The sequence below is a fragment of the Klebsiella sp. K-3 genome, assembly GCF_051207495.1.
GTDB classification, from domain to species: domain Bacteria; phylum Pseudomonadota; class Gammaproteobacteria; order Enterobacterales; family Enterobacteriaceae; genus Klebsiella; species Klebsiella aerogenes.
On record NZ_JBPNXF010000014.1, the window covers coordinates 59,654 to 75,516 of the forward strand.

The window sequence follows — 15,863 nt, forward strand, 5'->3', positions numbered from 1 at the left end:
CACCTGAAAGCAGAAGGGCAATCAACCGTAGCGGCCAGTAATATAATCTTCAGTTTGTTTCTTCGCGGGCTTGGTAAACAGATCGTCCGTGTTGCTGAATTCAATCAGCTCGCCAAGATACATAAATGCCGTATGGTCGGAACAACGCGCAGCCTGCTGCATGTTGTGGGTAACGATAACGACGGTGTAATCCTGCTTCAGCTCGGTGATAAGCTCCTCAATACGCCCGGTGGAGATGGGATCCAGCGCTGAGCAAGGTTCATCGAGTAGCAGCACTTCCGGGCGAATCGCGATACCGCGGGCAATACACAGACGCTGCTGCTGACCACCGGAGAGAGAATACCCGCTCTGGTGCAGTTTATCTTTGGTTTCATTCCATAATGCGGCTTTGGTCAACGCCCACTGCACGCGCTCGTCCATATCGGCGCGCGATAACTTCTCAAACAGGCGCACGCCGAAGGCGATGTTGTCGTAGATGGACATCGGGAACGGCGTCGGCTTCTGGAATACCATCCCTACTTTCGCGCGCAGCAGCGCGATATCCTGGGTATTGGTGAGAATATTGTCGCCATCCAGCAGAATTTCGCCTTCCGCACGCTGCTCCGGGTACAGCTCAAACATCTTGTTGAACGTACGCAGCAGAGTGGATTTACCGCAGCCTGACGGGCCGATAAACGCCGTCACCTGGTTCTTAGCGATATCCAGGTTAATGTTCTTCAGGGCATGGAATTTGCCGTAGTAGAAGTTCAGGTCACGAACTGAAATTTTACCCGGATTCGCGTTCACCATACTCATCTCAATCTCTTCCTCATTCGGCGCCGCTTAGGCCGCGCCGCAAAAATTAACCGTGTTTCTTCTTCGCGAAGACAACGCGCGCCAGAATATTCAGCAGCAAGACGCACAGGGTGATAATCAATACCCCGGCCCATGCCAGTTGCTGCCATTCCGCGAACGGACTCATGGCAAATTTAAAAATGGTCACCGGCAGGTTGGCGATCGGCTGCATCATATCGGTGCTCCAGAACTGGTTGGAGAGCGCGGTGAACAGCAGCGGCGCCGTCTCCCCGGCGATACGGGCAATGGCCAGCAGGATACCGGTCATAATGCCGGATACCGACGCCTTAAGGGTGATCGCGGAAATCATCTTCCACTTCGGCGTCCCCAGCGCATAGGCTGCTTCACGCAGGCTATCCGGCACCAGTTTCAGCATGTTTTCAGTGGTACGAATCACGATTGGCACCTGCAGCAGCGCCAGCGCGATAACGCCCGCCCAGCCGGAGAAGTGCTGCATCTGCGCCACCACGATGGTGTAGACAAACAGACCCACGACGATAGACGGCGCGGAAAGCAGAATATCGTTGATAAAGCGGATGATTTCCGCCAGTACCGACTTACGGCCATATTCCGCCAGATAGATACCGGCCATGATGCCAAGCGGCGTACCAAAGACGGTCGCCCACAGGATCAGCAGGCCGCTGCCCGCCAGGGCGTTCGCCAGACCGCCGCCCGCGGTATTCGGCGGCGGCGTCATTTCGGTAAACAGCGCCAGACTCATACCGTCGATGCCACGCGTGATGGTCGACATCAGGATCCAGATAAGCCAGAAGAGACCAAACGCCATAGTCGCCATCGACAGGGTCAGGGCAATGCGGTTCTTCAGACGGCGTTTAGCCTGCATCTTGCGACGGGATTCCGCCAGCGCGGCGGTGGTTTGCAATTCGATCGTTGCCATTAGCGAGCCCCCTCGTTCTTAGCGAGACGCATAATCATGAACTTCGACGCGGCCAGAACGATAAAGGTGATAACGAACAGGATCAGACCCAGTTCCATCAGCGCCGCTACGTGCAGGCCGCTTTCCGCTTCCGCGAATTCATTGGCCAGCGCCGAGGTAATACTGTTGCCCGGCATATACAACGAAGCGCTGTCTAGCTGATAGGTGTTACCGATGATAAAGGTGACGGCCATGGTTTCACCCAGCGCGCGCCCCAGGCCGAGCATGACGCCGCCGATCACCCCGTTTTTGGTGAACGGCAGCACGATGCGCCAAATCACCTCCCACGTGGTGCAGCCGATCCCATATGCGGACTCTTTCATCATCACCGGAGTCTGCTCGAAGACGTCACGCATTACGGCGGCGATATAAGGAATGATCATGATGGCCAGAATGACGCCGGCCGCCAGGATGCCAATACCGAATGCCGGGCCGGCAAACAGCGCACCGACAAAGGGGATGGTCGAAAGGACGTTGCCGACTGGTTCCTGGAAGTAAGTCGCAAACAGCGGGGCGAAAATAAACAGGCCCCACATGCCGTATACGATACTCGGGATCGCCGCCAGCAGCTCAATAGCAATACCCAACGGGCGTTTTAGCCAGGCTGGGGAGAGTTCAGTCAGGAACAGCGCGATGCCGAAGCTCACCGGAACGGCGATCAACAACGCGATAATTGAGGTAACCAGGGTCCCGTAAATCGGTACCAGCGCACCGAAGATCTCATTCGGCGCATCCCACTCTTTGGTCCACAAAAAGGAAAAGCCAAATTTCTGAATACTTGGCCATGAAGAGATGATGAGGGAGACGATGATGCCACCCAGCATCAATAGCACAATCAGCGCAGCCAGTTTTACCAGCGCGCTGAAGATCATGTCACCCTTTTTCCCCGGAGGGTTAAATGCCGGCTTGGTTGCAGCCATAGGTTACTCTTTAAGTTCGGGCCCAAAAACCCAGCATTTTACTGAGCTTACGGGCAAAGGTAATGCTATACCCGAAATAATTCGAGCTGCAGGAAGCTCGCCGGCAGCTCGACATTCCGCGGGTATTAGTACAGCGCTTTACCGCTGCTGTCTTTCACGTTGGTTTTCCATGCGGCGCGAACCTGCTCAACCACGCTATCCGGCAGGCTGGCGTAATCCAGCGCATTCGCTTCTTTGCCGCCGTTTTTATATGCCCAGTCGAAGAACTTCAGCACTTCCGCGGTATTCTCCGGCTTATTGGAGGCCTTGTGGACGAGGATGAAAGTGGTTGAGGTGATCGGCCATGCATTTTCACCTTTCTGGTTAGTCAGGTCCTGAGCGAAGGACTTGCTCCAGTCGATACCTTTCGCCGCATTAGCGAAGTTATCTTCCGTCGGGCTGACCGGCTTGCCGTCAGCGGACAGCAGTTTGGTGTAGGCCAGGTTATTCTGCTTAGCGTAAGCATACTCGACGTAGCCGATAGCGCCCGGCAGACGCTGAACGAAGGCCGCGATACCGTCGTTGCCTTTACCGCCCAGGCCGGTTGGCCAGTTTACGGTAGAGCCTGCGCCAATTTTAGATTTCCACTCTTCGTTCACTTTCGCCAGATAGCTGGTGAAGACGAAAGAAGTACCGGAACCATCCGCGCGGCGAACCACGGCGATGTTCTGAGCCGGCAGCTTCAGGCCAGGGTTGAGTTTAGCGATCGCTTCGTCATCCCATTTTTTGATTTTGCCCAGATAGATGTCGCCAAGGGTTTTACCATCGAGCACCAGCTCGCCGGATTTAACGCCCGGCAGGTTAACCGCCAGCACCACGCCACCGATAACGGTCGGGAACTGGAACAGGCCTTCCTGCGCCAGTTTGTCATCAGCCAGAGGAGCATCAGAAGCACCGAAATCCACGGTGTTGGCAATAATCTGTTTAACGCCGCCAGAGGAACCGATACCCTGGTAGTTAACTTTATTGCCCGTTTCTTTCTGATAGGTATCAGCCCATTTGGCATACACCGGAGCAGGGAAAGTTGCACCTGCGCCAGTCAGGCTTGCTGCTGCGAAAGCAGAGAAAGCGCTCATCGATAAGGTCGCGGCGACAACTGTTGCGACGGTGGTACGCATAACGTTCATAATGTCTCCTGCTGGGATTCGTAAACCGTTGTTTCGAAGCTATGGTGAGCAAAATAGGACAAACAGGTGACAGTAAAATGTACGAATTATGACAGTTTTATGACATACCGGGGTAAAGTAAGATAAGCCAAAATAAAACCAATAATATCAATGCATTAAAATTTTATCTATTGGTCATATGACAGAAAGATTTGGCTTTTATTACATGATTATGGATAGCGTAAAAATCATCTGGCAACGTTGAGATGTTGGGCAACCATAGCAAGCCTGATCGTACGGCGATAAAGCGTAAACAGTGTAAAAGCCGTTCCATTCATCAATCTACGGCCTAACCAGAGTACGGCTATCTCACACATAAAAAGAATGACCTTATTGGCAGCAATAGCTTCATCTGCGATGACGGCAAGCGCCAGGACTAGACAAAAAACAAACAAATTGGCGAGATACAGGTACATAAAAATACGTAATCCAACAGCATGACCTCGACCTACTAACCCTGCAGCTAAGCTGGTTATAACAATAATCCCTAATAGCAGCGGAAAGTAGAAAGCCAGAAAACGGGGCGGAGTAAGTTGGAGACTCTGCAATATAAAAGCCGCATTAACTGAAAAAATAACAATTAATATCAAATAAATACAAGCAGGAACTAGCGGAGAAGGTGATAAGCGTTGCCCATGAGACAAACTCATCATATCTGTTGTTGTATGCTGCGCGATCTCATCTCTATTTCTTCGCTTGATAAGTTGATCGATTTCCACACCATGCTTGAGAAGCGCTAAGAAATTATTACCACATAAGTTTTTCATTTTAGAAGCGCCACTGAGTAAATTTCATTGGTTTTTATAAGCAATGGCGGTAACGCTATCCGCAAACACACAATCAACCGTTGATAGCTGATAAAAAAATCCGGTATCCCTTTGCAGAAATACCGGATTATAGCGTCACTCACAAGAGTGTCGGTCCGTACAGCCTGATTACTCTACGGTCACCGATTTCGCCAGGTTACGCGGCTGGTCAACGTCGGTGCCTTTGATCAGCGCAACGTGATAAGCCAGTAGCTGCAGCGGCACGGTAAAGAAGATCGGCGCAATCACCTCTTCGACATGCGGCATCTCGATGATGTGCATGTTGTCGCTACCGCTGAAACCGGCGTCTCCATCGGCGAAGACGTACAGTTCACCGCCGCGGGCGCGAACTTCTTCAATATTGGATTTCAGTTTTTCCAACAATTCGTTGTTCGGCGCCACAACGATGACCGGCATTTCGGCATCAATCAGCGCCAGCGGGCCGTGTTTCAGCTCGCCCGCCGCATAAGCTTCAGCATGAATGTAGGAGATCTCTTTCAGCTTCAGCGCCCCTTCCAGCGCGATCGGGTACTGATCGCCGCGGCCAAGGAACAGCGCGTGATGCTTATCGGAGAAACGTTCCGCCAGCTGTTCGATGCGCTTATCCTGCGACAGCATCTGCTCGATACGGTTCGGCAGCGCCTGCAGGCCATGCACGATATCCTGCTCGATAGCCGCGTCCTGGCCTTTGAGACGCGCCAGTTTCGCCACCAGCATCAACAGCACGGTCAGCTGAGTGGTAAAGGCTTTGGTCGATGCCACGCCGATTTCGGTACCGGCTTTGGTCATCAACGCCAGATCGGACTCGCGCACCAGCGAAGAGCCCGGAACGTTGCAGATGGCCAACGAACCCAGATAGCCGAGCTCTTTAGAGAGGCGCAGCGCCGCCAGGGTATCCGCCGTCTCACCTGACTGGGAGAGGGTGATCATCAGGCTGTTGCGGCGCACCGCGGATTTGCGGTAGCGGAATTCCGAAGCAATCTCGACATCGCACGGCACGCCGGCTAACGCTTCGAACCAGTAACGGGAGACCATCCCGGAGTTATACGAGGTTCCGCAGGCAACAATCTGGATATGCTCAACCTGCGACAGCAGCGCGTTGGCATTCGGCCCCAGTTCGCTGAGATCGACCTCGCCATGGCTGATGCGCCCGGTCAGGGTGTTCTTAATCGCGTTCGGCTGCTCGTAAATCTCTTTCTGCATATAGTGGCGATAAATCCCCTTATCACCGGCGTCATACTGCAGATTAGATTCGATCTCCTGGCGATTCACTTCCGCGCCGGATTTATCGAAAATCACCACCGTACGACGGGTAACTTCGGCAATATCGCCCTCTTCGAGGAAGATAAAGCGGCGGGTCACCGGCAGCAGCGCCAGTTGGTCAGAAGCGATAAAGTTTTCGCCCATGCCCAGGCCAATGACCAGCGGGCTGCCTGAACGTGCCGCTAGCAGCGTCCCCGGATCGCGGGTATCCATGATCACCGTACCATAGGCGCCGCGCAGCTGCGGGATTGCGCGCAGCACGGCTTCACGCAAAGTGCCGCCCTGTTCCAGCTCCCAGTGCACCAGATGCGCGATAACTTCGGTATCGGTCTCAGAGACGAAGACATAGCCGCGGGACTGCAGCAGGACGCGCAGCGGCTCATGGTTCTCGATGATCCCGTTATGGACCACCGCAATGTGTTCAGAAACATGCGGATGCGCATTGCTCTCAGACGGCTCGCCGTGCGTCGCCCAGCGGGTATGGGCAATCCCGGTACCGCCGTGTAACGGTTGCTCTTCTACCGCCTGAGCCAGCATCTGAACTTTACCGAGACGACGAACGCGGGTCATATGACCTTCGTTATCGACCACAGCCAGACCGGCAGAGTCATAGCCACGGTATTCCAGACGACGTAAACCTTCGAGAAGGATTTCAGCAATATCACGCTGCGCGACTGCGCCAACAATTCCACACATAGTTAAATTTCCTGATAATGGCGATATGCCATGCGTTGTCGCTGACCTGTATTTGCCCTTTACGGGCGCCCCGAGCCTTGTAGAGAGTGGGGTTATTTTTATGGTACTGCCTGCGGACGGGGACCTATATTGATCCTCTCATCCTGGTTCGCCGGGCGATCTCTCACCCGGCGACAATCTAAAAACTACTTTTTCTTCACCGGACGCTGCCAGCCCTGTTTGTGGACCTGCGGCACGCGACTTAACACCAGTTCGTTGTCAGCAATATTACGCGTGACGGTGGTGCCCGCGGCAATCGTCACGCCATTACCAACGCTGACCGGCGCGACCAGTTGCGTATCAGAACCGACAAACACATCATCGCCGATGATCGTTTTATGCTTATTTGCGCCATCATAGTTACAGGTGATAGTACCCGCGCCGATATTAACGTTGTCGCCAATTTCAGCATCGCCGAGGTAGGAGAGATGACCTGCCTTCGAACCTTTGCCCAGACGCGCTTTCTTCATTTCGACAAAGTTGCCGACGTGAGCGCCTTCCAGCAGCTCAGCCCCCGGACGCAGACGCGCAAACGGGCCGATGGTGCAGGCGGCCTGCAACTGCGCATCTTCAACCACGCTATACGGGCTGATTTCGCAGTCATCACCGATGACGCTGTCTTTGATGACGCAGCCGGCGCCGATCTTCACGCGATCGCCCAGCACGACATGACCTTGCAGAATAACGTTAGTATCAATTTCGACATCGCGCCCGTGTTTCAGCACGCCGCGCAGATCGAAACGCGCCGGGTCGCGCAGCATCACGCCCGCCAGCAGCAGCTTTTCCGCCTGCTCTGACTGATATACTCGTTCCAGACGCGCGAGTTGCAGGCGGTTGTTCACCCCTTCAACTTCGCTCAGACGCTGAGGATGCACCGCAACGATCTCATGACCTTCCTGATGGGCCATCGCGATAATATCGGTGATGTAGTATTCGCCCTGGGCGTTATTGTTAGTGAGCTTCGCCAACCAGCGTTTCAGGTCCGCGCCGTTAGCGACCAGAATCCCGGTATTGATCTCCTGAATCTGGCGCTGCGCTTCGCTGGCGTCTTTATGCTCAACGATACCTGTCACCTGGCCATTTTCTCGCGTGATGCGCCCATAACCGGTTGGATCATCCAGCTTCACCGTTAACAGGCCGATACCGCCCTGCGGTTTTGCGGCGCGCAGGCGCTGTAGCGTTTCAACCGAAATCAGCGGCACATCGCCATAGAGCATCAAGATATCTTCATTATCATTGAAGAACGGCGCCGCCTGCTGCATTGCATGGCCGGTACCGAGCTGCTCTGCTTGCAGCACCCAGTTGAGGTTATCTTCATGCAACGTTTGACGCAGCAGATCGCCGCCGTGGCCGTACACCAGGTGTACCGCAGCAGCGCCTAAATCTTTAGCCGCATCAATGACGTGCTGAACCATTGGCTTCCCGGCCAGAGTATGCAGCACCTTAGGAAGATCGGAATACATGCGGGTCCCTTTGCCTGCGGCAAGGATAACCACGCTCATCGCACTGTTTGACATACGCATCCTGACAGCTGTTAGAACGAAAAGTAAAAGCCTTTCACGTTGAAATTGCTACATATTTTTCATCATGAAACGAGACGCGGAGAAAACGTCCAGGCTCAATGCTATACACCATTTTAGGGCGCTATTTTTCACCATCGCAAATCAGTTTAACGCTGAAAAACGATGATAGTGAGGGAGATAGTCTTCTATCTCACTGCTTTTGCTGTTTTTTTGTCACCTGAATAAAGCAGTGTTTTACCGTTGTCGCTGATAAATCGTAAGTTTCTAACCTGACAGAATTTTAGCCTGTCCCAGGCGGGAAAGGTCAATGAGTTTGGGCTGGAAAGTAATTAATGAGATGAATAAAAAGCAAAAAGGCCACCTTCAGGTGACCTTTTTTCAGCGGTTTCACATCGCATATGTTGTCGTTTTGATGAGCGATAGTACGTGAAAGCTGGGCGATAGCGCAGCGATTAGAAGCTCAGGGCGCTAAATTTGGCGATGATTTTATGAAACAGTTTCATGATGATTTCCAGATTGCAGGTACTATTTGATAACGTATTTTTTGTGACTAACATCACAAAAAAGAGTCTACGCCTCATCATTTAACTAATCAATAACAATTACGAGTCGCCAGTGTGAAATTTGCACAATATTACCGCTGACGTAAACCATAAAAAAAGCCAGTCTGTTGCCAGACTGGCTTTTAGCTTTCAAGCCGGTGTTACATCGCTTTTTTGGTCAATTCGATAACGCGCAGTTTAGCGATCGCTTTGGCCAGTTCCGCGGACGCCTGAGCGTAATCCACGTCGCCGTGAGAGCTCTTGATGTGCTCTTCCGCTTTACGTTTCGCTTCCAGGGCTCGCGCTTCGTCGAGGTCCTGACCACGAATTGCCGTATCGGCCAGAACGATCACGTTGCCCGGTTGCACTTCAAGAATGCCGCCGGACAGATAGATAAACTCTTCGTGACCGAATTGTTTAACGATGCGAATCATACCAGGCTTAATGGCGGTGAGCAGCGGGGCGTGACCCGGGAAAATACCCAGTTCACCTTCGCTACCCGTTACCTGGATTTTCTCGACCAGGCCAGAGAACATTTGTTTCTCTGCGCTGACGACATCCAGGTGGTAAGTCATTGCCATATCACCCTCCGATTAAGGCGTTAAAGTTTTTTGGCTTTTTCCACGGCTTCTTCGATGGAACCGACCATGTAGAACGCCTGCTCCGGCAGGTGATCGTATTCGCCTTCCATGATGCCTTTAAAGCCACGGATGGTGTCTTTCAGCGAAACGTATTTGCCCGGGGAACCGGTAAATACTTCTGCTACGAAGAACGGCTGGGACAGGAAGCGCTGGATCTTACGAGCGCGAGCTACCACCAGTTTATCTTCTTCAGACAGTTCATCCATACCCAGGATGGCGATGATGTCTTTCAGTTCCTGATAACGCTGCAGCAGGGACTGTACGCCACGCGCGGTGTCGTAGTGTTCCTGACCAACAACCAGCGGATCCAGCTGACGGCTGGTGGAATCCAGCGGGTCAACGGCCGGGTAGATACCCAGAGACGCGATCTGACGGCTCAGTACCACGGTTGCGTCAAGGTGCGCAAAGGTGGTTGCTGGGGACGGGTCAGTCAAGTCATCCGCAGGAACGTATACCGCCTGAACGGAGGTGATAGAGCCGGTTTTGGTGGAGGTGATACGTTCCTGCAGAACGCCCATCTCTTCCGCCAGAGTCGGCTGATAACCTACCGCTGAAGGCATACGGCCCAGCAGTGCAGATACTTCGGTACCGGCCAGGGTGTAACGATAGATGTTATCGACGAACAGCAGAACGTCACGACCTTCGTCACGGAATTTCTCAGCCATGGTCAGGCCGGTCAGCGCAACGCGCAGACGGTTTCCCGGCGGCTCGTTCATCTGGCCGTAAACCAGGGATACTTTATCCAGAACGTTGGAGTCGGTCATTTCGTGGTAGAAGTCGTTACCCTCACGAGTACGCTCACCGACGCCCGCAAACACGGAGTAACCGGAGTGCTCGATCGCGATGTTACGGATCAGCTCCATCATGTTTACGGTTTTACCTACACCCGCACCACCGAACAGACCAACTTTACCGCCCTTAGCGAACGGACACATCAGGTCGATAACTTTGATACCGGTTTCCAGCAGTTCCTGAGAGCTGGACAGCTCTTCATAGGAAGGCGCCGCGCGGTGGATAGCCCAACGTTCTTCTTCGCCGATGTCGCCTTTCATGTCGATCGGCTGACCCAGGACGTTCATGATACGGCCCAGAGTCGCTTTACCTACCGGGACTTCGATCGGGTGCTCGAGGTCTTTAACTTCCAGACCACGACGCAGACCGTCGGAAGAACCCATGGCGATAGCACGAACTACGCCACCGCCGAGCTGCTGCTGAACTTCCAGCACCAGGCTCTCATTACCATTCTGTACCTCAAGGGCATCGTACACGCGTGGTACGGCATCCTGAGGGAACTCGACGTCGACCACGGCGCCGATTACCTGGACAATCTTTCCAGTAGCCATCTTAAATCCTCTACGAAATAACCTGGTTAAACCGCGGCGGCCCCCGAGACGATCTCGGTGAGTTCCTGAGTAATGCTGGCCTGACGAGCTTTGTTGTATACCAACTGCAGCTCTTTAATCAGGCTGCCGCCATTATCGGTCGCGGCTTTCATCGCCACCATACGGGCGGCCTGCTCGCTGGCCAGGTTTTCTACCACGCCCTGATAAACCTGAGATTCCACATAACGACGCAGGAGGGTATCCAGCAGCGCTTTCGGATCGGGCTCATACAGGTAATCCCAGGACTTACGTTTCAGATCATCATCTTCTGAAGCCGGTAACGGCAGCAGCTGAGTGATGGTCGGAGCCTGAGACATGGTGTTAATAAATTTGTTGCTGACAACGTAAAGCTTGTCCAGACGGCCTTCATCGTAGGCCTGCAACATCACTTTTACCGGGCCGATCAGTTCGGACAGGGACGGGTTATCACCCATACCGGTCACCTGGGCCACAATATTGCCGCCCACGGAGTTAAAGAAAGACACGCCTTTAGAGCCGATCATTGCGAGGTCGCACTGAACGCCTTTATCGGACCATGCTTTCATATCCGCCAGCAGTTTTTTGAACAGGTTAATGTTCAAGCCACCGCACAGACCACGGTCGGTCGACACCACCAGGTAGCCCACGCGTTTAACGTCGCGTTCTTCCAGGTACGGGTGCTTATATTCCAGATTACCGTTCGCAAGGTGACCAATCACTTTGCGCATAGTATCTGCATATGGACGGCTGGCCGCCATGCGATCCTGCGTTTTACGCATTTTGGAGGCGGCGACCATCTCCATCGCTTTGGTGATCTTTTGCGTGTTCTGGACGCTTGCGATCTTACTACGTATCTCTTTTGCGCCGGCCATGAGCTTCTCCTCAATGCCTTGCGGCCTGCCCTAAGGCAAGCCGCCAGACTTTACCAGGACTGGGTTGCTTTGAAGGAGTCGAGGATGCCTTTCAGCTTGCCTTCGATCTCGTCGTTATAGCCACCGGTCTGGTTAATCTCTTGCATCAGCGGAGCGTGGTCACGGTCAACGTAAGCCAGCAGAGCGGCTTCGAAACTACCGATTTTCGCCAGTTCCACATCTTCGAGGTAACCGCGTTCAGCAGCGAACAGTACCAGGCCCTGCTGTGCTACAGACATAGGTGCATACTGTTTCTGTTTCAGCAGTTCGGTCACTTTCTGACCGTGGCTCAGCTGCTTACGAGTCGCTTCGTCCAGATCGGATGCGAACTGAGAGAACGCAGCCAGTTCACGATACTGCGCCAGCGCGGTACGGATACCACCGGACAGTTTCTTGATGATCTTGGTCTGAGCAGCACCACCAACACGGGATACGGAGATACCCGGGTTAACCGCCGGACGAATACCGGAGTTGAACAGGTTGGTTTCCAGGAAGATCTGACCATCGGTAATGGAAATTACGTTGGTCGGAACGAATGCGGAAACGTCACCAGCTTGCGTCTCGATAATCGGCAGCGCAGTCAGGGAGCCGGTTTTACCTTTAACTTCACCATTGGTGAACTTCTCAACGTATTCCGCGTTAACGCGGGATGCGCGCTCCAGCAGACGGGAGTGGAGGTAGAACACGTCGCCCGGGAATGCTTCACGTCCTGGCGGACGACGGAGCAGCAGGGAAACCTGACGGTAAGCAACAGCCTGTTTAGACAGGTCATCGTAAACGATCAGCGCATCTTCACCGCGGTCGCGGAAGTATTCGCCCATTGCGCAACCGGCATACGGCGCCAGGTATTGCAGTGCAGCAGATTCAGAAGCGGTAGCCACAACAACGATAGTGTTGGACAGCGCGCCGTGCTCTTCCAGTTTACGCACCACGTTAGAGATGGTGGACGCTTTCTGGCCGATAGCTACGTATACGCATTTGATGCCGGAATCACGCTGGTTGATGATCGCATCGATTGCCATCGCGGTTTTACCGGTCTGACGGTCACCGATGATCAGCTCACGCTGGCCACGGCCGATTGGAATCATGGCATCAACAGATTTGTAACCGGTCTGTACCGGCTGGTCTACGGATTGACGATCGATAACGCCCGGAGCGATAACTTCGATTGGCGAGAAACCATCGTGCTCAACAGGACCTTTACCGTCAATTGGCGCACCCAGGGTGTTCACCACGCGGCCTAACAGACCACGACCGACCGGAACTTCCAGAATACGGCCAGTACACTTAACCTTCATGCCTTCGGCGAGGTCAGCATACGGACCCATCACAACCGCACCAACGGAGTCGCGCTCCAGGTTCAGTGCGATAGCGTAACGGTTACCCGGCAGGGAGATCATTTCACCCTGCATACAATCGGCCAGGCCGTGGATGCGGATAACACCGTCACTTACAGAAACAATAGTACCTTCGTTGTGAGCTTCACTCACAACATTGAACTGAGCAATGCGCTGCTTGATCAGTTCGCTGATTTCGGTGGAATTCAGTTGCATGCTCCAGTCCCCTTAAGACTGCAAGACGTCTGCCAGGCGATCAAGACGGCCGCGTACGCTACCATCAATGACCATATCACCCGAACGGATGATAACTCCTGCCATAACAGACTTATCGATTTTGCAATTCAGCTTAACTTTGCGTGACAGACGCTTTTCCATCGCGCCGGAGATCTTCGCAAGCTGTTCTTCACTCAGTTGGTTGGCAGAAATAACATCTACCTCTGCGATGGCCTCGCTGGCCGCACGCAGGTGAATGAACTGCTCAAGAACATCCGGGAGCACCTTCAAACGACCATTTTCAGCCATCACCCGAATCAGGTTCTGACCATTTTCGTCGAGTTGCTCGCCGCAGATAGCGATAAACGCATCTGAGAGCGTTTCCGGCGCCAGGGCACCGGAGAGAAGCTCTGCCATTTGTTCGTTTTTAGTCACTTCAGCGGCAAACGCCAGCATATCCTGCCAGCGCTCAACACTTTTGTGTTCGACGGCAAAGTCAAAAGCTGCTTTGGCGTAGGGGCGAGCTACCGTTACAAATTCAGACATCAGCCCCTCCCTCCTTACAGTTCAGCGACAAGTTTATCCACGATGTCGCTGTTAGCAGCTTCATCCACGGAACGTTCGATGATCTTCTCGGCGCCAGCAACAGCCAGGATAGCAACCTGCTTACGCAGTTCTTCGCGAGCACGTTTACGTTCGGCATCGATTTCAGCCTGCGCCTGTGCGACGATTTTGGTGCGTTCCTGTTCTGCTTCAGCTTTAGCTTCGTCCAGAATCTGAGAGCGACGCTTGTTCGCTTGCTCGATGATTACCTGGGCTTCCGCTTTCGCTTTTTTCAGCTGGTCGGTCGCGTTGGCCTGTGCAAGGTCCAAATCTTTCTTAGCGCGTTCTGCAGAAGCTAAACCGTCAGAAATTTCTTTCTGGCGCTTTTCGATGGCAGCCATTAACGGCGGCCATACGTACTTCATGCAGAACCATACGAAGATAACAAACGCGATGGCCTGGCCGAGGATTGTTGCGTTCATGTTCACAGCACAATACCTCTTAAATTAACTCTGTGGCTTAGGTTTCTTTCGAACAACTTACTACGCGACAGCAAACATCACGTACAGACCCAGACCTACAGCGATCATCGGGATAGCATCCACCAGACCCATAACGATAAAGAACTGAGTACGCAGCAGAGGAATCAGATCCGGTTGACGCGCTGCGCCTTCCAGGAATTTACCCCCGAGGATGCCGATACCGATCGCAGCACCGATTGCCGCCAGACCCATCATCACAGCGGCAGCCATGTACAGCAGATCCATATTCAGGTTTTCCATGACAGTCTCCAGTTTGTTTCAGTTAAAACGTAGTAGTGTTGGTAAAAATCAATGCTCTTCGGATGCCATCGACAGATAGACAATCGTCAGAACCATGAAGATGAAGGCTTGCAGCGTAATAATCAGGATGTGGAAAATGGCCCAAGGCACATTCAGAATCCACTGTGACCACCACGGCAACAGACCAGCAATCAGAATGAAAATCAGCTCACCGGCATACATGTTGCCGAACAGTCGCAGACCGAGAGAAACCGGTTTGGACAGCAGGCTTACCCCTTCAAGGATTAAGTTGACAGGAATGAACGCCCAGTGATTGAACGGCTGCATGGTCAGTTCTTTAACGAACCCACCAACGCCTTTCATTTTGATGCTGTAGAAAATAATCAGGATGAACACGCCAAGCGCCATCGACAGGGTGATGTTCACGTCAGCAGACGGAACCACGCGCAGTGCAGGCAGGCCGAAAATGTGTTCGCCGATATAAGGAATCAGGTCGATTGGCAGCAGGTCCATCAGGTTCATCAGGAATACCCAGACGAACACGGTAAGCGCCAGCGGCGCGATGACCTTGCTCTTGCCATGGTACATGTCTTTGACGCTGCCATGGACGAAGCCGATGATCATTTCGATGAAGGTTTGGAATTTCCCTGGTACGCCGCTGGTCGCTCTCTTAGCAACGCTACGGAACATGGCAAGGAACAGCAGACCGAGAACCACCGAGAAAAACATGGAGTCAATATTGAGCGTCCAGAAGGTGGCTGGGGGGTTGTGCGGATCCACCAGCGAGAATGTACGTAGGTCCAACTGAAGGTTGTTCAGATGGTGTCCTATGTAATCCTGCGGCGTCATATTTTCTGAAGCCATGATGCCTTTTACCCTTTGTTGTTAATTACAGCTGGAGCCAGAATTTGTACCACCAGCACCAAAACCCACGTCACTATCAGCGGCAAAAATACCACTTCAAAAACCGCCAGCGCCATCGCCAGTAGGGCGAAGGTCAGCAACACCTTGAATGCTTCACCGAAGGCGAAGGTCCAGGCCACTCGGCCTTGTGCTGGTGTATGCGCCTGATGGCGCCAGGCAAAAATCATAAACAACGCGTTTGGCAAAACGACTGCCAAACCTCCGCATATGGCGGAGATGCCCCAGAAGGGGTCTTTGAGGCTGAACAGCAGTCCACTTGCTATTACTGCCAGTAACTGAATAAACAGAAGCTTTCGAGCAACGTTTCGACTCACGAGCGACATAGACATCACGTTTTTACTCCTGCTCCCTTCGAGGTATGCCGCGTGTCGTATAAAACGTTC

General features: G+C 53.1%; 16 protein-coding genes. All 16 read right to left on the bottom strand.

What is annotated here, in order from left to right; translation table 11 throughout:
• Positions 1–21: 21 nt before the first annotated feature.
• Entirely contained in the window at positions 22–795 is a 774-nt protein-coding gene (gene pstB / locus ACSEMK_RS21155; RefSeq protein ID WP_015369015.1) for a phosphate ABC transporter ATP-binding protein PstB, read from the bottom strand.
• A gap of 46 nt (positions 796–841) precedes the next feature.
• Entirely contained in the window at positions 842–1,732 is an 891-nt protein-coding gene (gene pstA / locus ACSEMK_RS21160) for a phosphate ABC transporter permease PstA (RefSeq protein ID WP_015369014.1), read from the bottom strand.
• Positions 1,732–2,691, bottom strand: a complete 960-nt coding sequence (gene pstC / locus ACSEMK_RS21165) for a phosphate ABC transporter permease PstC (protein WP_015703914.1) — start codon at positions 2,689–2,691, stop codon at positions 1,732–1,734. Before pstC ends, pstA begins: the two co-directional genes overlap by 1 nt.
• A 125-nt stretch (positions 2,692–2,816) precedes the next feature.
• Complete coding sequence (pstS, locus tag ACSEMK_RS21170) at positions 2,817–3,857, bottom strand: phosphate ABC transporter substrate-binding protein PstS (protein ID WP_015369012.1); 1,041 nt, start codon at positions 3,855–3,857, stop codon at positions 2,817–2,819.
• 227 nt (positions 3,858–4,084) lie between these two features.
• Positions 4,085–4,663 carry a hypothetical protein gene (locus ACSEMK_RS21175; protein ID WP_430915430.1) on the bottom strand — a complete coding sequence of 193 codons (579 nt, stop codon included), beginning with the start codon at positions 4,661–4,663 and terminating at the stop codon, positions 4,085–4,087.
• 168 nt (positions 4,664–4,831) lie between these two features.
• Entirely contained in the window at positions 4,832–6,661 is a 1,830-nt protein-coding gene (gene glmS, locus ACSEMK_RS21180) for a glutamine--fructose-6-phosphate transaminase (isomerizing) (RefSeq protein ID WP_430915431.1), read from the bottom strand.
• A 185-nt stretch (positions 6,662–6,846) separates the two neighbouring features.
• Positions 6,847–8,217 carry a bifunctional UDP-N-acetylglucosamine diphosphorylase/glucosamine-1-phosphate N-acetyltransferase GlmU gene (gene glmU, locus ACSEMK_RS21185; RefSeq protein ID WP_213317666.1) on the bottom strand — a complete coding sequence of 457 codons (1,371 nt, stop codon included), beginning with the start codon at positions 8,215–8,217 and terminating at the stop codon, positions 6,847–6,849.
• Between the two features lie 709 nt (positions 8,218–8,926).
• Positions 8,927–9,346: a F0F1 ATP synthase subunit epsilon gene (locus ACSEMK_RS21190; RefSeq protein WP_015703917.1), complete on the bottom strand. Its 420-nt coding sequence runs from the start codon at positions 9,344–9,346 to the stop codon at positions 8,927–8,929.
• 20 nt (positions 9,347–9,366) lie between these two features.
• The gene (atpD, locus tag ACSEMK_RS21195) at positions 9,367–10,749 is read right to left on the bottom strand and encodes a F0F1 ATP synthase subunit beta (RefSeq protein ID WP_015369008.1); all 1,383 of its coding nucleotides are present in this window, start codon (positions 10,747–10,749) and stop codon (positions 9,367–9,369) included.
• 26 nt (positions 10,750–10,775) lie between these two features.
• On the bottom strand, positions 10,776–11,639 hold the full coding sequence (gene atpG, locus ACSEMK_RS21200; RefSeq protein ID WP_015369007.1) for a F0F1 ATP synthase subunit gamma: 864 nt from the start codon (positions 11,637–11,639) through the stop codon (positions 10,776–10,778).
• 50 nt (positions 11,640–11,689) lie between these two features.
• On the bottom strand, positions 11,690–13,231 hold the full coding sequence (atpA, locus tag ACSEMK_RS21205; RefSeq protein WP_015369006.1) for a F0F1 ATP synthase subunit alpha: 1,542 nt from the start codon (positions 13,229–13,231) through the stop codon (positions 11,690–11,692).
• Between the two features lie 12 nt (positions 13,232–13,243).
• Positions 13,244–13,777 (bottom strand): F0F1 ATP synthase subunit delta, encoded by a 534-nt coding sequence (gene atpH, locus ACSEMK_RS21210; RefSeq protein WP_015369005.1) that lies wholly within the window; start codon positions 13,775–13,777, stop codon positions 13,244–13,246.
• Positions 13,778–13,791: 14 nt separating this feature from the next.
• The gene (gene atpF, locus ACSEMK_RS21215) at positions 13,792–14,262 is read right to left on the bottom strand and encodes a F0F1 ATP synthase subunit B (protein WP_004107293.1); all 471 of its coding nucleotides are present in this window, start codon (positions 14,260–14,262) and stop codon (positions 13,792–13,794) included.
• Between the two features lie 54 nt (positions 14,263–14,316).
• Positions 14,317–14,556 (bottom strand): F0F1 ATP synthase subunit C, encoded by a 240-nt coding sequence (atpE, locus tag ACSEMK_RS21220; protein WP_000429386.1) that lies wholly within the window; start codon positions 14,554–14,556, stop codon positions 14,317–14,319.
• A gap of 48 nt (positions 14,557–14,604) precedes the next feature.
• Positions 14,605–15,420: a F0F1 ATP synthase subunit A gene (gene atpB, locus ACSEMK_RS21225; protein ID WP_015369004.1), complete on the bottom strand. Its 816-nt coding sequence runs from the start codon at positions 15,418–15,420 to the stop codon at positions 14,605–14,607.
• An 8-nt stretch (positions 15,421–15,428) separates the two neighbouring features.
• A complete protein-coding gene (gene atpI / locus ACSEMK_RS21230) occupies positions 15,429–15,809 on the bottom strand; it encodes a F0F1 ATP synthase subunit I (RefSeq protein WP_015703918.1) in 381 nt (126 codons plus the stop codon).
• Positions 15,810–15,863: the final 54 nt, after the last annotated feature.